Here is a 19,059-nt window from a genome sequence, read left to right as displayed (position 1 = left end):
TATCCCGCAGCAGACACGTCGCCCGCGAGCGACACGCTTGGCGAGAACGGCGCCAGGGCAGCGGCTTACTTCAGGTAACCGCTGCCAGCAGGCGATTGCGCCAGGCAACCCGTTGGAGCCATGAGCACGATCTTCGCAAAAACAGGATGCCGACAGCGGTTGGCAGCGGAGGAAGTGCACATGGCTACGCTCATCGGTACTGTCAGTAAGGTCATTGGTCAGGTGTTCGCGGTCGCGGGCGATGGCACCCGACGCGCGCTGGTCGAGGGGGATCGATTGTTCGCCGGCGATCAACTGGTCACCGGGGCCGAAGGCGCGGTGGCGGTGCATCTGCAAAATGGCCAGGAACTGACCGTCGGGCGTGACAGCAGCCTGCAAATGACTTCTCAGTTACTTGCCAATCAGGCGCCCCATGTCGACACCGCTGAAGCGGTGACGCCGACTCAGGCGCAACTGACCGATGTTGAGCAATTGCAAAAAGCGATCGCTGCCGGCGACGACCCGACCCAGACCGCTGACGCCACGGCGGCCGGACCGGGTTCCACCGGCGCACCCGGCGGTGCACTGGGCGGCGGCCACACGTTCGTCATGCTCGAAGAGGTGGGGGGACGGGTCGATCCAACCATTGGTTTTCCAACCGCAGGTTTTAACGGCATTCCCGAGTTTCCCCTGGAACGTCTTGCGGGTAACCCGGACAACGGCGACAACGGTGCTGGCGGTGCTGGCGGTGCTGGTGGGGCAGGTGATTCAGGTGATTCAGGCGGCTCAGGAGGTTCAGGTGGTTCAGGAGGGACAGGCGTTGTTCCTGTGGCACCGGTTGTTCCTGATGTGCCGAACAATCCGGTTACCCTCACCGGCCTGTCGGTGGCGGGGGGCGAACTGACCCTCAATGAGGCCAACCTGGCCGACGGTTCGGCCCCCAACCCTGGGGCACTGACCCAGACCGGCACGTTCAGCGTGTCTGCTCCTGACGGGCTGAACAGCCTGAGCATTGGCGGGGTCAACGTGATCAGCGGGGGCGTTGCCGCCGGCTTCCCGCAGACGATCACCACCCCGTTGGGCAACACCCTGACCGTCACCGGCTACAACCCGGCCACGGGGGTTGTGAGTTATAGCTACACCCTCAACGACAATGAAATCCATCCGACCGGTGACGGCGCCAACAGCATCACCGAGAATTTCGACGTCGTCGCCACCGATACGGACGGCAGTACGGCGACCGGGCAAATCAACGTCAACATCGTCGATGACCTACCGACCGCCCACTCCGACTCGACCTCGGTCGCGGAGGGCGGCATCGTCAGTGGCAACGTGCTGTGGAACGATGTCACTGGCGCCGATGGCCCCGCCGCAGGGGGCGCGGTGGTCGGCGTGCGTGCCGGTTCCGACACCTCGACCTCAGCCGTTGGCGGCCTCAACAGCCAGATCAATGGCACTTACGGTTACCTGACGCTGGACGCTAACGGCAACGCCGTGTACCACAGCAACCCGAACGCCGTGAGCGGTCCCGGTGCGACCGACGTGTTCACCTACACCGTGCGCGATGCCGACGGTGACCAAAGCACCGCCACCATCACCATCGACGTGCACAACAGCAGCATCCAAGCGGTCAGCGACAGCGACGTGACCGTCTACGAAAAAGCCCTCGACCTGAACCAGGATGGCCAGGACCTGGCGGCCGGCACCGTCACCGGCAGCGAGCCGGGCCATACCGGCGAAACCGCCACCGGTACCCTGGTCGGTTCGGTCAGCGGCGCGGCCGGCGTGATCACCTACACCCTGGTCGGCAGCGCCACCGGCACCTTCGGCCAAATCCTGCTCAACCCCAACGGCACCTACACCTACACCCTGACCTCGGCGCCAAACACCACGCCGCACACCGACGATGGGGCGAACACCCTCAGCGAAAGCTTCACCTACCAAGCCACCGATGCCCTGGGCAACAGCACCACCAGCACCATCGTGATCAACATCGTCGATGACGTGCCGACCGCCCATGCCGACACGGCCTCGGTAGCGGAGGGCGGCATCGTCAGCGGCAACGTGCTGTGGAATGACGTCGTCGGTGCCGATGGTCCCGCCGCAGGCGGTGGCGTGGTTGGCGTGCGCGCCGGTTCAGACACCTCGACCCCGGTCATCGGCGGCCTCAACAGCCAGATCAATGGCACCTACGGTTACCTGACGCTGGATGCCGCGGGCAACGCCGTGTACCACAGCAACCCGAACGCCGTGAACGGCCCCGGCGCGAGCGACACGTTCACCTACACCTTGCGCGATGCCGACGGTGACCAAAGCACCACCACCATCACCATCGACGTGAACAACAGCTGCATCAAAGCGGTCAGCGACAGCGACGTGACGGTCTACGAAAAAGCCCTCGACCTGAACAAGGATGGCCAGGACCTGGCGGCCGGCACCGTCACCGGCAGCGAGCCGGGCCATACCGGCGAAACCGCCAGCGGTACCCTGGTCGGTTCGGTCAGCGGCGCGGCCGGTGTGATCACCTACACCCTGGTCGGCAGCGCCACCGGCACCTTCGGCCAGATCCTGCTCAACCCCGACGGCAGCTACACCTACACCCTGACGTCGGCGCCAAGCACCACGCCGCACACCGACGATGGGGCGAACACCCTCAGCGAAAGCTTCACCTACCAAGCCACCGATGCCCTGGGCAACAGCACCACCAGCACCATCGTGATCAACATCGTCGATGACGTGCCGACCGCCAAACCTGACACGACCTCGGTCGGTGAGGGCGGGACCGTCAGTGGCAACGTGCTGTGGAATGACGTCGTCGGTGCCGATGGTCCCGCCGCAGGCGGTGGCGTGGTTGGCGTGCGCGCCGGTTCAGACACCTCGACCCCGGCCATCGGCGGCCTCAACAGCCAGATCAATGGCACCTACGGTTACCTGACGCTGGATGCCGCGGGCAACGCCGTGTACCACAGCAACCCGAACGCCGTGAACGGCCCCGGCGCGAGCGACACGTTCACCTACACCTTGCGCGATGCCGACGGTGACCAAAGCACCACCACCATCACCATCGACGTGAACAACAGCTGCATCAAAGCGGTCAGCGACAGCGACGTGACGGTCTACGAAAAAGCCCTCGACCTGAACAAGGATGGCCAGGACCTGGCGGCCGGCACCGTCACCGGCAGCGAGCCGGGCCATACCGGCGAAACCGCCAGCGGTACCCTGGTCGGTTCGGTCAGCGGCGCGGCCGGTGTGATCACCTACACCCTGGTCGGCAGCGCCACCGGCACCTTCGGCCAGATCCTGCTCAACCCCGACGGCAGCTACACCTACACCCTGACGTCGGCGCCAAGCACCACGCCGCACACCGACGATGGGGCGAACACCCTCAGCGAAAGCTTCACCTACCAAGCCACCGATGCCCTGGGCAACAGCACCACCAGCACCATCGTGATCAACATCGTCGATGACGTGCCGACCGCCAAACCTGACACGACCTCGGTCGGTGAGGGCGGGACCGTCAGTGGCAACGTGCTGTGGAATGACGTCGTCGGTGCCGATGGTCCCGCCGCAGGCGGTGGCGTGGTTGGCGTGCGCGCCGGTTCAGACACCTCGACCCCGGCCATCGGCGGCCTCAACAGCCAGATCAATGGCACCTACGGTTACCTGACGCTGGATGCCGCGGGCAACGCCGTGTACCACAGCAACCCGAACGCCGTGAACGGCCCCGGCGCGAGCGACACGTTCACCTACACCTTGCGCGATGCCGACGGTGACCAAAGCACCACCACCATCACCATCGACGTGAACAACAGCTGCATCAAAGCGGTCAGCGACAGCGACGTGACGGTCTACGAAAAAGCCCTCGACCTGAACAAGGATGGCCAGGACCTGGCGGCCGGCACCGTTACCGGCAGCGAGCCGGGCCATACCGGCGAAACCGCCAGCGGTACGCTGGTCGGTTCGGTCAGCGGCGCCAGCGGCGCGATCACCTACACCCTGATCGGCAGCGCCACCGGCACCTTCGGCCAGATCCTGCTCAACCCCAACGGCACCTACACCTACACCCTGACCTCGGCACCCAGCACCACGCCGCACACCGACGATGGCGCGAACACCCTCAGCGAAAGCTTCACCTACCAAGCCACCGATGCTCTGGGCAACAGCACCACCAGCACCATCGTGATCAACATCGTCGATGACCTGCCGACCGCCAAACCTGACACGACCTCGGTCGGTGAGGGCGGGACCGTCAGTGGCAACGTGCTGTGGAATGACGTCGTCGGTGCCGATGGCCCCGCCGCCGGCGGTGGCGTGGTTGGCGTGCGCGCCGGTTCAGACACCTCGACCCCGGTCATCGGCGGCCTCAACACCCAGATCAATGGCACCTACGGTTACCTGACGCTGGACGCCGCGGGCAACGCGGTGTACCACAGCAACCCGAACGCCGTGAGCGGCCCCGGGGCGAGCGACACGTTCGCCTACACCTTGCGCGATGCCGACGGTGACCAAAGCACCACCACCGTCACCATCGACGTGAATAACAGCTGCATCAGCGACAACAACGGCGACCTGGCCAGCTCGACGCTGACGAACGCGCCACCCGTGGCGGTCGATGATCACGTCATCACCAACGTGCTGTCGGGCAGCGTCGTGGTGCCGGGCGAGTTGTTGCTGGTCAACGACACCGACCCCAATGGCGATCCGCTGACCGCTTCGCCGACCACCGTCAACACCGGTTGGATTTCCAAAGGTGCGGACTTCACCGGCACCAATCAAAACTTCAGTTTCATCGGCGGTAATGAGCAGGCGGTAACCATCGCCCGCAATGCATTCGTCGCCAATACGGCAGCCATGACGGCGGTGTTGGTAGTCAGCGGGGCGCTGGGGTCGGTCGGCAGCAACTCCCACGATGAGGACCGCATCACCGTCGACCTCAAACAGGGTGAAACCCTCAACCTGGACCACAACCTGGCGGCCGGTCACATCACCATGGAGTATTCGCTCAACGGCGGCGCATGGATCGCCCTCGCGGACGGGCAAACCCTCACCGCAACGTCGGATGGCACCTACCAGATTCACGTCACCAACATCGACAACGGTGGTCCGGGCAACAGTGGGAAGGGGGCGGAAAACTATCAACTGACCATGACCGTCAACTACGCCGGGGCCCACGACATTGCGCCAGATGCCCACGGCACCTACACCGCCAGTGACAGCCATGGCGGCAGCGACAGCGCCGCCGTGACCATCACCTATCAGGACGGCCACACCCTCACCGGCACGGCGGGCGATGATGTACTGGTGGCGGGCACCGGCAACAACGTGATCAATGCCGGAGACGGTAACGACGTGCTCACCGCCGGTTCCGGCAACAACGAAATGCACGGCGGCGCCGGCAATGACTTGCTGTTCAGCGGCGCGGGCAACGACCTGCTCGACGGTGGCACCGGCGTCGACACCGCGAGCTATGCCCACGCCACAGCCGGCGTCACCGTCGATCTGAGCCTGCTCACCCCGCAGAACACCGTGGGCGCCGGGACCGATACCCTGACGGCGATCGAAAACCTCACCGGCTCCAACTTCAACGATTCCCTGACGGGCGACAACCACAGCAACCTCATCAACGGCGGCCTGGGTAACGACATGCTCAACGGTGGGGGCGGTGATGATTTCCTGATTGGCGGTCTGGGCGACAACACCCTCACTGGCGGCAGCGGCGCCGACACCTTCCAGTGGCTCAAAGGCAACAGCGGCCACGACGTGGTCACCGACTTCACACCGGGCACCGACAAACTCGACCTGTCGCAACTGCTGCAAGGGGAAAACGGCACGGCAGCTTCGCTGGATGATTACCTGCATTTCAAAGTCACCGGCAGCGGTGAGTCACTGGTCACCAGCATCGACGTCAGCGCCATGGCCGGCGCTGCGCCGAATCAGACTATCGACCTGGCGGGTGTGAACCTGGCCAGCCATTACGGCGTCACGCCGGGGGCGGGTGGGGTGGTTGCGGGCGGGCATGACACGGCAACGATCATCAATGGCATGCTCAATGATCATTCGTTGAAGGTGGATACGGTGTGAGCTGACGGCTGAAACGACAAAACCCGCCATTCCTGTGAAGGGAATGGCGGTTTTGTTTGGGGTTGAAAGATCAAAAGATCGCAGCCTCGTTTCACTCGACAGTTCCTACAGGGGATAGCGTTCACCCTGTAGGAGCTGTCGAGTGAAACGAGGCTGCGATCTTTTAATTGCCGCGATTACTGCGGATCGATCCTGTCCAGCATCCGATTCACCGCCAGCTCCCCAAGCATCACCACCTGCTGAATCCCCAGCAACGTGTTGCGATGCGTTCCCTCCATCAATCCCGCGAAATTACTCAGCATTACACTGGCCGACGCCATGGATTCGCAGGCGTTGACCAGCAGGGTTTCGTCATCGGTTTCAGGGGCAATGAAATAGATCGTGCTCGGTTTGCGTGGGGTGTCTTTGGGAATGACCGGTTTGAGGTAGTAGTCGAGGGCGCGGTCGGCGGCGTTGTTGAGCTTTTTGGGATCGCTGGTTTCGTAGGGCGAAACGTCGTCGGTTTCTGGCGGGTTGGGTGTGATCTTGAACATGGATGAATCTCCAAATCAGAAAAGAGAGCCATCACTTTCGCTACCAAACGAAGAGGTGGTGGCCATACGCGGGTTGGTAGACCGGTGACTTGGAAAACCGGCGCGTCCGAAGGCGCCCTGCGCATGGCCACCATAAATATACAGACTGCAAAAGGTCTGCATCAGGCGTGCTATGCACTAAGTCAACCGGGCTACCAAACCCGATCGCTGTTTTTCAGCGACCGGCAAACGATAGAGCCCGGCCCCTAGGCGCACAAGCCGGCGGATTCTGGCGCAGTCGTAGGCGACGACGCAAGGATGCGTAGGCTGAAGGAGTATCCTGAGATGTCCTTTAAACATCGCCGTTTAAGATCAAAAGATCGCAGCCTGCGGCAGCTCAGGTGTACGCGATTCCTGTGGAGCTGCCGAAGGCGGCGATCTTTCGGACACGCGAGATAAATAAATGCGTCCCCTTTTCCCCCCCAGATAAATAAATACGTTCCATTTTCTGACTTTTCTGACTTTTCTGATTACTCAATCTGAATGGCCGTAATAACTGTTTTGTTCTCATAGGCTATATAGAGGCGGGAACCATCAGGGCTGATGGCAAGACTCCTCGGGTTGTCTGCAACATCAAAAGTCGTGATCAATTGAAAGTTTTCGGTTTTGAGAATCCGTACTTTAGCGTCCCCACTGCCAACATAGAGCAATTGACCGTCTGGGCTGATAACTATAGGGCCCGGTTTGAAGCTATCGATCGAGCGAGTTTCGGATAAGTTGGTGGTTTCAAGAGCTTTTATCTTTTGCCTTAAAGCGTTGCTGCAATAGATATGCTTTCCATCCGGGCTGATTACAGCACTTTTTATTTCATCGCTTGTTGACCCCTCCTTAATGAGCGTATCGCTGACGGCGTCGTAACTACGTGTACGTGAAGCCCAAGAGGAGATAGTGAATATACGTCTACCGTCGGGGCTAAGTAGAATCGAGTCTGAATAGTGAGCGCCCGGATGAACCCTCTCTTCACGATTAAGCAAGATATCAAACTTTTCAAGGCCGGGGTTCTTCATGAAATAAACTTTAGTTCCATCCAAGTTCCAAACGCATTGCCCTCGGTTGGTATTCTCCAGCCGAATTACTGTTTTTTCTTCCGTTGCCAAATTGATGATTAACGCTTCGGTTGGTCCAGAAACACTAGTGATAAAGACCTGATTGCTGTCGGGTCCGATGGCCAAGTGGTCTCCATATAGCTGTTTCACATGGCTCCCTTTTACCTGCAAGGTCTGGGCATCTATGACAATGAATTTAGTGCCTGCACCCGGTTCGCTTGCGCAAATTTTAGTACCGTCCGGACTCACCGCGATGGGGTTTGAAACGAAACTAATATCCAACTCCCCGATTTTTCCTCGCGCCGTTACATCCAGTTTCGCAGTAATCTCTTTACCCTCAAGCTCAGCCTTGAGGGTGTAACTTGTTGCCGGTGCGTCAGGCCCTTTCACGTGCTTGATGACAACCTGACCAAACAAATCAGTCTTGAATTCCCGTCGGCCGGTACTGCCATCTGCATAGCTAAAGTTTTCGGGAATAGTCACATGGATCGGCGTCTCTTTGACAAACTCACCGTTCACATCAACCGCTTTCAACTCGATATAGGTGAGAAGCGCGTCCGGCGCGACGACATACGGCGCATTAACGAACTCCAGCGTGGTTCCCGTCTCCGGCGTGACGGTGATCGCCCATTCATCCGATTCCGGCTCATTACCGTACAGCGCTTTCAGGGTGTAACGGTGAGGTCCCAGCGGCTGGTCATTCAGGGTCTGTGTCCAGCCTCCCGTCGGCGTTACAGTGATTGTATGTTTGAAAGCGCCTGTGTCTTTGAGCTCGATCCGGCGATTTGCGGCCGCCTTGCCGCTGAACTCGAACGTGCGCTCCCGGGTAGAGGTTTGGTGGGCAATCTCGTCACCACTGGGCAAACCCTTCACCGACTCGATAGTCGGAGGATCCAGCGCCACCGCTTCACCGACGACAAACTCCAACACATTCGAATAACTGGTTGTGTTCGTTTCGGCCCGCCATATCCGGTAACTCACCGTCACCTTCTTCCCGCGGTTCGGCTCGATGTGCTCGGCAACGAACGCGGTGTTGAGGGTGAAGTCCACGTCCTTGTCCCTGGACAGTTCATTGAGTTTTTTGAAGTCCTCCTTGGTACCGCTGGCCTCGCCGACCCAGGTGTAGGTCACGATGTCCCCGGACTTGCTCGGGTTGGCGACGGGCCGCGGCGCGGTCAGTTTGCCGATGCCGTTGGGCAGGTCTTTGGGCTCCAGCGCACCGTCCTTCTCACCGAGGACGACAGGCTTGACCAACTCGAACTGCGGCTCGCCGATGTTCAGCCGCGCGGCGTGCAGGGACGGCCGGCGGACGATAGTGCCATCTTCGTCGCTGAGCAGGTTGTACGACAGATCCAGGGTGCCGCCTTCGAGGGTCTTGAGGTGACTGCCTTCGACGGTGACGATGAAACCCTCGGGATCATCGGCTTCCTCTTCGCTGGGAGGGAACCACTTCAGTTCCGGGTCGTAGGTGGTGCTGTCGGGCCGGGAGCCGAACCATTTGAGTTCGATCGCATTATCGGACGTGATGAGCGGATCATACGGAATCCGGATGCGGGTGCTGGGCAGGTCGGGATCGATGGCGCCCTGAAGGTCGTCCAGCGCGATGGGCGCCGCCAGGCGAGTGGGTTCGCCGACGATGGTGATGAAGCGGCCCTTGGAGCGCTGGATGACGGTGCCTGCGCGCTCCAGCTCGTAGGAAAACACGGCCTGGGATTTCGCCAGCGCACGGGCGCCGGTGTTGCTCAGCAGCACCTCGACCACGGTCGGCGGTTTTTTCTCGACGCTCTGACGCACCTTGACGTCGATGGTCTCGCCGTCAAGGGTAGTGCCCCTGAGGTTCATGATGATCACGTCATTCTGCTGAAACTCGGCCGACGCGGCCCAGACCTGCAGCAGCAGCTGTTCATCGTTCAGCTTGTCCAGGTCGAGCACGTCCCCGTCGGCCTGATCGAGGATCGGCGCATCCAGTCGCGAGTTGCCGGTGTCGACGACGATGCGCGTTTCCTTGCACCAGTCTTCGGACTGGTTGAGCACCCGGTCGCGGATCATGAACGTAACGGCCAGGCCTTCGGGGCCGGAGTCACTGGCTGCCAGAATGGTGGCTTCGTCGACGTGGATCTTGATGGGATTGGCAGAGGGGGTGTCGATCTGGGCCTGGCTGACCGGATCGGACTGCACCCGTTTGCCACCCCAGCTCACGGTGATCACGTCGTCCACGGCAATGTTGGGGTAGGGCTGGCTGCTGTTGCTGCCCGGTTTGGCCTGGACGATGATGTCCACGCCGTCTTTGGCGCTGTCCTTGTCCACACCATCCTGGACGATTTTCGGGGGGAAGAAGGTCATGTACAGCTCGGAATGCCCGTAGTCCGGATCGATGTCCTGGCCGCCGGGCACTTCGAGTTTGACGTGGAGCTTGAGCGGCGGCGCGAACAGTTCCCACTGCTGACTGAGTCGCTTCACCCGGTAGGCCAGTTCCCACGGACCCGTCAGAAGCCGGTTAGGGGCAATGAACAGGGTTGAGCGTTCGGTCAGTTCGACGGGGTCGGTGATGGTCTGTTGATCGACCATATTGTTGTTGAGCAGCAGCTCAACCTTATCGCCCAGACTCTTGTTCGCCCAGATGGGGATCCGGACCTTCAGGCCCTTGTCGGGGAAGTTGAGCCGCGCGGCCGCGAGGTTGATGCCTTTGCCGTCCGGCAGTTCGATGGCACCGGGGATTTCCGGATCGAGCAAGGCCAGGGGGTAGAGGTTTTTCAGGGCTTGAACGAGCATGACGGGCACTCCTGCCGGGGGATGGGCGACGGAGTGATTTAAGGCCCGGGGTGGGCGGGTTGGCTACTGTCAGAAATAACAGGTAGATGGTTGTTTCCGATGGATGGTAATTCTTGGGCCGCTTTTTTTTTGCAAAACGAAAACCCGGCTGCTCTGTAAAAGAGAGGACGGGTTTTGTTTAGTTAGACAGTCAATCGGAAGACCGGGACCAGCGGCAGCGACATACTCATTTTGCATCGACGCTGCACCGTCCCCCCACTACCGAATACCTACCACGTTCATATGTTGGCCTGCCAGCAGCGCAGCGCCTTCATTGCCCCGGAGCAAATTTTTAGTTCTCCTGGCTTGGAATGGCCAATAGTTATTACTTGGGTCGGTTGACCAGTATTGGTGATCACCCATTGGCCATCGTCCGCCATAGACTGCAAATATTTCACTCAGCTCACCCATGCTGGGGATTCGCGCCCCATTGGCGGCGGCAGCCGCATTCGCCTGATTCCAATCTGATTTCCCTAGCCCGACGCAGTGGATTACCCCCGTCACTGTCACGGTGTAACTCTTGGTCTGGCCAGCCGCATCTCTGGCGGTGATAGTGGTTGCGCCCCGGCCACGGACAGTGACAAGACCCGCTCCGTCGACTGCAGCGACACCCGGATTGCTGGAGGTGTAGGTATAACCCGGCCGACCACCGGAGGCTTGGTACTGCACCGAGTTGCCCGCACCGAACGCCGGCAAAAGCCCAGGATAGGCTGGCAGGATGTACGTCCTGCCACTCAATGTAACCGGGTTGGTATTGAAGTTCAGAGGCGGCAACGGAACCTCTCTCGTGAAGCTCCGTGTATTGGAGTTCTGCCCGGTGGCCAGCGCCTTGGCGTATACCGAGTGTCCGCCAAGGGCGATGGCCAGCGTGGTTGTCCAGAAGCCGTTTGTGCCGCCCGGCACGGTATGTCTGGGACCATTGTTGTCATAGATCTGCACGTCATACAAAGGTGTCACCGCACCCGTCAGGCTGACAGAGGCGTCGGTGGTTTTGCCTCCGTTGATCAGCTCTCCGCCTGAGTGCCTGACTGAGGTCAGCGTCACCGTAAGGTGCAGCTTGGCCGTAAAGACATGCGCTGGAGACTCCAGCTGTTCACCATAAAGCGCTCTGGCTTTAATGGAATAAGCCTTCTGGCTAAGACTGGTCAGCTTGGTGGTTCCGTTGCCGTTGCCATCGAGGGTAATGGGATCACCGATGGCCGTGGCACCATCGTAAAGCTGGACGCGTTGGTTCGGGTCCGCGCTGACGGTCACTGTGACTTCGGTGTCGTAGGTCGTTCCGTTATGGGCGACCGGGCCTTTGGAGTCGTTGAGCGCAGTAATTTTGGGTTCGGTGGCAACGCCGATGGTGAATGTCCTCGGCTTGCTGTTTTTCTCATCGGCATCGTATTGGGCAATGGCTATGACACGTTGCAAGCCCTCGACCAGTTCCACGGGGAGTTCCCATGTACTGCTGGCATCGACGAGCGGCGTGCCTTTTGGCACACCGTTAATCTGAACCTCGACTTTTTCACCTCGTGTAGCGGTGCCGTGGATCGTCACGCGCTTGTCGTAGGTCAGGCCCGCTTCGGGAATGTCGTCGTATTGTGGGTTTTTCACGCTGGTGATAATGGGTGTCACGTAGTCGTAGCGTGTGCGGATGGTCAGTGGCAGGCTCGGGAAGTCGATCGCAGTTGCCTCATCTTTGCTGCTATCGAAGATCACCTTGCACTTCACGGTGGCGGCCGAACTATGGACCAGTTTCAACAACTCCGTTCTGAGCAGCGTTTCATTCAGGCCTTGGGTGGCTTGCGGGTCACTGAGCTCATAGCCCTTGAGCAAATCGATGGTGTAGACGCCGGAGCTGGTACGGCCCTCGACGCTAAGCCAGACAAGCTGCCTGGCAGCGATAAATGGCCAAGCCTTCACCAAAACCCTGGCGTCGCCCGTAAACTCCGTTAGATCCAGTACGTCGTTTTTCGCTAGCGGAACTTCAGGTCTTGGCAGCTCTTTATCAGGGTCCTGGAAGCTCAGTATGTTCAGCGGGAGTTCTTCGGACGGGGTCCACAAGTTATAGCGCCGCACTGCATAGCTGACCGATACCTCACGACGGATATTGGCACCAACCACGGACGCGGGCAGGTGAAACGTGACAGTGCCGGAAGCCTCGGCGGGTTTCTCCAGATCTTCCGAGGTGCCGGCCCCCGGCGTTCCCCGCCATTTCAATCCGAGTGTGTCGAGCGTTGCATCCATAGAGGCGTAACTGCACTCGATATCAACACCATCAAGCGCATCCATCGGATTCAACGTGCCGCTGGGCGCTTGTACAACCGTGGGAGGCAGCAACCGACCCAGCGGCTCCCCGACCAGTACTTCCAGGGGGAACGAGTAGCTATATTTCCCGGTAGCGGCATGCAGCAGGGTATAGATGACGGTAACGTTGTAGCCGATATTGGCGGAGACGAATCTGGCATCTACTCGGAAGCGCACCGGTTTGCCGATAGAAAAGGTCGTAATCGGTACGCTGCCCCTGGTTGTGCCGAAGCCGGTGATACCCATCCAGTGATAGGTCAGGATATCGTCCTTGACCCAATTGACCGGTTTGATAAGTACATGGGCCTGGGTATAAACCTGGGATGGATCGATCACGCCATCCTTGGCTTCTTCGACCTCCGGGGCCGGCAGCGTCGCACGCAGAGACCGCACCTCGACCCTGAGAAAATCGGATTCGCTGACGTCATGCTGGTCGGTGGCATCGTTGGACACTCGGTAATACAGCTTGAGACTGCCGTTGTTCAAGGCCTGAATGTGTTCGCCCCACACATAAACAATGACGTTGCCGTTTTTTTGCTCGTCGTCACTGACGGTATGTTCCTCTTCATGCACATACGGAGTGGTGTCTGATTTTGTGCCCTCCCAGATCAGATTGATGTAGTCCCCGTTAGCAATGGCCGGGTAACGGATCACCACCGATGCCATCATGGCATCGGCGGGTAAAATGGCGCCGATCACTTCATTGACGGTCGGTGCCGGCAGTTGCAAGGGGTTACCGATTACATCGACAAAGGCGCGTCTGGAAGAGAGGGGGTCGCTGCCGTCGCTTTTATGCAGCACATAAAAAGCATCGAGGGTGCCAAGGGCGAAGAGACTGACGAATTCGTAGGGCACAGGCTGATCAAGGATGTAAGGAGGAGCGCCAACAGTGGCTTGTGCGGTAAACGTCCGTGACGGACTTCCTGGAAGCGGCGTGCCGATGACCGTGATTTTGAGCGTGTCGCCCGGCTCGAAAACATCGCCACTCTTGACGAGGATTTGCAGCGTGGCAGGCTGATGATCCAGATCCTTGAGATGGAGTTGCCCATCGACGGCATCTTTGAAAATGGCCTCGTCCAGGCGAGCGGAACCTGCGTCGACTAAAATGGCGTTTTCCTTCGACCATTGTTCACAGTAGTTCCAGACCTCGTCATGTACCTCGTAGCGGATTTTCAATGCGCCACTGTCGCCTGCGGTCAGTATGTCGGCCGGGAGGGCCGTGATGACAATCTCGGCAGTACCCTCCACTTCGGCCTTGGACAGCTCATGCGGCAAAAGAAAGACACTGCCCCACTTAATCTGTATGACGTCGCGCAGCGCAATACCCGGATAGCGCTTGATCGTCATCGGCACCCCCTTGGCAGCCCACTCTTTGGTGACGCCATTGTCGATGACATCTTTGGGCAGCCCGACCATGTCCAGCGCTGAATGCCAGGGAAAATGAGGCTCTTTGTCATCACCGGCCGGTTTGTCCAGTTTGATCAATAGCTTCAATCGGGCCGAGGGGTCGTCGGGTGCTGTTTCTCCCGCCCGGGTCAATTGGTAATAGCATTCGGCCGAGCCCGGCACGATGTCCGTCGTCGGCAGGAAAAAAAACAGGCGATTGTCGACTTGCTCTGGCTTTACCTTCTGCTCGTAAATTGTTGTTGAATCCCAGAAAACCTTTATCTGATCATCAATCGCCATATTGAACCAAGGATCGATAACGCATAACACCCCGCCTTCATGTTCCTCGACTACGGCAATGTTGATTCCGCCATCGCCATCCACGACTGGGTAGGTCATGCCCGCAATGAACAGCGGGTGTAATTGCATTGGCGATATGAGTGCGGGAAGTTCTGCGCGGGGAATAAACAGGAACCGGCTGGAAGAGGGCATGATCAACTCCATCTGAAGGTAAAGGGCGCAACGGAACTGCGAACTTCTCTTCATTTAGGCCAGTTGATCGCCTGACGGCTACTGTCATATCTGACAGGTATCGACAGTTTAAGACGAACGGTCGGAATGCTTACATCGGCTCCGGCGGCCCAATCAATCGTCCCATCACCCCAAACAACCCCAACTCCCGGATCACCTCCAGCTCCCCTTTGGTCTCCACCATCTCCGCAATCAACGGCAAATCAATGCTGTTGGTTGCCCGAAAAACCGCCTCGATGAACAGCTCTTTATCACTCTGTTCATCAATGTGACGGATGTACGCACCGTCGATTTTCAAGTAAGCCAGCCCCAATTGAGTCAGGTTGCCGATCTGGCTGAAGCTGCCACCGAAATGCTGCAGGCCGATGCGGTAACCGGTGTTGAGCAGGCTGTGGCTCAGGCGTTGCAGTTCTTCCTGTGGTGGCAATTGGCGTTCGTCGATTTCCAGAATCAGCAGGGGCGCGAGTTCGGGCAGCGATTCGAGCATGTCGAGGATTTCTTGCAACTGCGCTGGATCGCGCAGGGTGCTGCCGGACAGGCTCAACGCCAGGGGCCAGCGGTTGACGACGAGGTAGTCGAGGGTGGCTTCGAGCATGGCCAGATCGAACCGCGCCGACCAGCCGAGACGCTCGACCCACGGCAGGAAATGCCCGGCGGCTATCGCCACGCCCTGTGGGTCGAGCAGGCGCGCGAGGACTTTGTGATGCAGCACCTGGCTGGTGTCGGCACATTGCACGACGGGTTGGAAATACAGTTGCATCTTGCCTTGGTTCAGGGCGTCGTCGATCCACGTTTGCCAGTCATCTTGGGACGGGTCCGGTTCGGTGTTGGAGTCGGTCAAGTGGACCCACGGGCGCTCGGGATGTTGCTGGGCTTCGGTCAACGCCTGATCCAGTCGCGTCAGCACGTCACTGGCCGGCTCACCGGGGTGGTAAGCGGCGATCCCCAAGTGCGCCACCGGCATGGAGTCGCTGGCGCCGGTCAGGCGCAGGTTTTCCAGGGTGGCGCTGATTTCGCAGGCCAGGCGTGCGGCGTCGGTGCTGTCCAGGCCAGGCGTGAGCAGGCTGAATTCACCGCCACGATTGCGCGCTGCTAGCCAGGTGCGACGTTCCGGTGGCTGGGTCAGACGCTTGAGCAATTCGCCGACGGTGCTGATCAGCGCATCTGTGCGTTGGCCGCCCAAGCGTTGGTTGAGACCGACCAGATCGTTGATTCGCAGCATCAGCAAATGGCCGTCGCTGCTCTGCTCGGAGACCAGCAACTCGTCGGCCAATTCTTCATCCAGCAAACGTCGATTGGCCAAGCCTGTAAGGCTGTCCTGATAGGACTCGATCCGTAATTTTTCGCTGCGCGCGACCTCTTCGGCGAACAGCGCTTTGAGCTTCTCGACCATCTGATTCATGGCCAATACCACGCGTTTCAACTCCGGTGTGCGCGGCAGTTTCGGCAGACTGAGGAACTCGCGTTTGCTGATGGCTTCGGCCTGTTTGACCATGTTGTCGAGCGGACGAAATTGCCGGCGCAGCAACCAGCCACCAAACACCGCGCTGAGCAGGCCACACACCAGCAACCAGATCAGGCTGCCGAGGGTGCTGTCCCAGAGTTTGGCCAGGGCGAACTGCGGATTGCTCAACACTTCGACCCGTGCTTCCTGCGCCCAGCCACGCATGATCAACGCTTCACCACCGGGTGGGTGCAGGTTGACCAGGCTCACAAACCAGGCGGGAACACCTTCGATTTGCCCCGGTGCGCTGCGCTCCACCAGCACCTGTGCATCCTCGATGTTGATGATTCGAATGCTGCTGAAATAACCGCTGTCGAAAATCGAGCTGACCATCAACTCGATCATCGCCGGGTCATCGATTTGCGCCGTCAACGACAAACCCAACGCGGTGGCGGCGTCCTGGGCGTGGGAGCGCAACTGGCCGAGCATCTGTTCGCGAGAGCTTTCCAGGCTGACAAAAAAACTGCCGCTGAACGCCACCAGCAAGAACAGGCAAATGGCGAGAAACAACTGTTTACGCAGTGACATAAAACGCTCCTTGCTGTGGCGGCTAGCCTTCGCCCACGACGAACCCTTCGGCTTGCATCTTTTTCAACACGTCTTGCCAGCGCGACAGCTTTTTCGAGTCGCTGCTGCGTTCGCCACCATTGGCTCCCGGCAAGTACAGGCCTTCGGCATTGAAGGCGTACACCGGCAGCAGGTCTTTGCGTTGGGAGGCGGGGCGGATTTCGCCGATCAGGTTGTCCAGCACCAGCGGTTCGGCCGTGGGGCTGCTGTAGAAGGTCAACACCATGTGCGCCTGGTTCTGGGTCAGGGCTTTGACGTAGGTGATGCGCAGTTTTTCGCTGGGAATCCCGAGGTGACGCAGGCTGAAATATTTCGCCAGGGCGTAGTCTTCGCAGTCGCCAGCGCCCTTGACCAGCGATTCCTCCGGCGTGGCCCAGTAATCGGTCTGACGCCAGATGCGCGTGTCATCCTGAAAGCTCAGTTGTTGATTGAAGAAGCGATTGACCGCGATCAGTTGCTCGCGTTCTGGCTGGTTGAGTTCGCTTTTCAGCATTTGATTCCAGGCCTCGATTCGTCCTTGGGCGGAACCGAGAGGGCCGTAGCGCTTTTCGGCGGTCTGCAGGATTTGCGTAAAGTCCCAGTTGGCGCAGACACTGCCCAGCCCCGCCAGCAGAAAACTCGTCAGCAGCAGCCATCCGCCGAACCGAAGTCGGAGCGTTGACCATCCTGGGCTACGCCGGCGACGGGACATGTCTGGCTGCTCGGGTGCAGATGACTGAAGTCTAGGCGGTGTTTTCAGCGAGGCAGGACAAATTGTCGGGCCGATACGCGGACCTGTAGCAGCTGGCGAAGCCTGCGTCCGGCTGCGCAGCAGTCGTAAATCCTGAATTCCGGATTTAACTGAAAGACTGCGTTGCCTGATTTCACGACTGCTATGCAGCCGAACGCAGGCTTCGCCAGCTGCTACAGGGTTTGTGGTGATTTCAGGATTTGCGCAGGGTTTTTTGTTTGAGGATATAAATCGTGACGAGCACCGCGCTGGTCAGCATGAATCCGCGCGCCCACGGCAGGGGCACCAGATAACAGGAGAGCAGGATGCTCGCCCACATCAGGCCGATGGCGTAGACCTTACCCTTGAGCGGGATGCCGTTGCCGCTCAGGTAATCGCGAACCCACGGCCCAAGCCGCGGATGTTCAACCAGCCAACGATAGAAACGCGGCGAACTGCGGGCGAAGCAGGCGGCCGCCAGCAGCAGGAAGGGCGTGGTGGGCAACACCGGCAGGAAAATCCCGATCACCCCCAGCGCTACGCTTAGCCAGCCGATGGCCAGCAGCACGTAACGCAACATCAGGGAGCGGTTGCCTATGGGGTTGTCCATAGGCAAAACCTTAGTGGTGACGAGGCTTGAGGATCGCCGGTTTTTCGTCTGGTGCGTTGCACAGCAGGTACAGCGCAGTCAGGGCTTCCGGGATCTGCACGATCATGTCGTCCATCAGGTTGGCGTCGGCCGCGATGTCGGAGAACTCGGGTTGTTCGTCGAACAGACCCGAACCGACCATGATCGGCAGCAGCATTTCGCTGACTTCGTCTTCGGCGGTTTCGAACCAGGCCGCTTCGCGCAGGAACACGCCTTCCATGAAACCGATGCACCAGCCGCGCAGGTCGGAGTCATCCGGCTCTTCGCCCAGGTCCAGGTCGCAGGGCAACTCGAACTCTTCATCGGACGCCAGTTGGCGTGCGATGTGAGCCTTGAGGGCCAACAGGGTGGATTCAATCGCTTCACGCTCGGTGTCGTCGGCGTAATGCGGCTCTTCGGCGAAGAGGGCGTCGATCCATTCACGGTCGGGAACGGTTTCGGAACAGACCGACAGCGCAGTGAGGTAGCCGTGGGCGGCCACGTAGTCCAGCGCCTCGTCATGCAGTTCGTCGGCGTCGAGGAAGACTTGCAGGCGGGTTAGTTGCTCAGCGAAGGACATTAAAGGGCTACCTTGGGAATTAAACAGATGCGGGAATTCTAGGCCTTCTTGAGCGCTTGGGCCAGCCGCGCGGCATATTTGCGCCATTGTGGCCTTGCGGAACACCGCAATCCTTGTGGGAGCGAGCCTGCTCGCGAAAGTGGTGTGCCAGCCAGCATTAATGTCGACTGACACTCCGCTTTCGCGAGCAGACTCGCTCCCACAGGTTCTGCAGTGCATTGACCTTCGTGTGTCTTATCAGCGGCACCCTTTGCAGGGGAGGGGTCGGGTATACTCGCGCGTTTTGTGATGCCCTGCCGGCGTGGCGGCTGAAATGTGAAGCGTCATGCAATGCGCACTTACGATTTGTCGGTGCAGCCTTCGTGGTTCTGAA

Annotated in this window: 8 protein-coding genes; 1 reads left to right on the top strand and 7 read right to left on the bottom strand. The window is 59.6% G+C overall.

The annotated features are described in order from the left end of the window. Nucleotides 1-180: 180 nt before the first annotated feature. A complete protein-coding gene (locus ACYZTW_RS25505; protein ID WP_462002290.1) occupies nucleotides 181-6,060 on the top strand; it encodes a retention module-containing protein in 5,880 nt (1,959 codons plus the stop codon). Between the two features lie 176 nt (nucleotides 6,061-6,236). On the opposite strand, the gene ACYZTW_RS25500 is transcribed toward ACYZTW_RS25505, so the two are convergent. The 7 genes from ACYZTW_RS25500 to ACYZTW_RS25470 all read right to left on the bottom strand — a co-directional run bounded on the left by ACYZTW_RS25500 (nucleotide 6,237) and on the right by ACYZTW_RS25470 (nucleotide 18,686). Next, the gene (locus tag ACYZTW_RS25500; RefSeq protein WP_462002289.1) at nucleotides 6,237-6,593 is read right to left on the bottom strand and encodes a DUF6124 family protein; all 357 of its coding nucleotides are present in this window, start codon (nucleotides 6,591-6,593) and stop codon (nucleotides 6,237-6,239) included. A 509-nt stretch (nucleotides 6,594-7,102) separates the two neighbouring features. Continuing rightward, nucleotides 7,103-10,450 carry a WD40 repeat domain-containing protein gene (locus ACYZTW_RS25495; RefSeq protein ID WP_462002288.1) on the bottom strand — a complete coding sequence of 1,116 codons (3,348 nt, stop codon included), beginning with the start codon at nucleotides 10,448-10,450 and terminating at the stop codon, nucleotides 7,103-7,105. 258 nt (nucleotides 10,451-10,708) lie between these two features. Then, the gene (locus ACYZTW_RS25490; protein ID WP_462002287.1) at nucleotides 10,709-14,659 is read right to left on the bottom strand and encodes an Ig-like domain-containing protein; all 3,951 of its coding nucleotides are present in this window, start codon (nucleotides 14,657-14,659) and stop codon (nucleotides 10,709-10,711) included. 130 nt (nucleotides 14,660-14,789) lie between these two features. Then, nucleotides 14,790-16,730, bottom strand: coding sequence for a cyclic di-GMP receptor LapD (gene lapD, locus ACYZTW_RS25485; RefSeq protein WP_462002286.1), 1,941 nt, complete (start codon nucleotides 16,728-16,730; stop codon nucleotides 14,790-14,792). A 22-nt stretch (nucleotides 16,731-16,752) separates the two neighbouring features. Beyond that, on the bottom strand, nucleotides 16,753-17,460 hold the full coding sequence (gene lapG, locus ACYZTW_RS25480; RefSeq protein ID WP_462002285.1) for a cysteine protease LapG: 708 nt from the start codon (nucleotides 17,458-17,460) through the stop codon (nucleotides 16,753-16,755). 232 nt (nucleotides 17,461-17,692) lie between these two features. Continuing rightward, nucleotides 17,693-18,088, bottom strand: a complete 396-nt coding sequence (locus ACYZTW_RS25475; protein ID WP_462002284.1) for a YbaN family protein — start codon at nucleotides 18,086-18,088, stop codon at nucleotides 17,693-17,695. 10 nt (nucleotides 18,089-18,098) lie between these two features. Continuing rightward, complete coding sequence (locus tag ACYZTW_RS25470; protein ID WP_462002283.1) at nucleotides 18,099-18,686, bottom strand: UPF0149 family protein; 588 nt, start codon at nucleotides 18,684-18,686, stop codon at nucleotides 18,099-18,101. Nucleotides 18,687-19,059 lie beyond the last annotated feature (373 nt).

This window comes from Pseudomonas sp. LB3P25 (genome assembly GCF_054897985.1).
The sequence above is the reverse complement of the archived record's forward strand: the minus strand, read 5'-3'. Positions and strand labels throughout refer to the sequence as shown.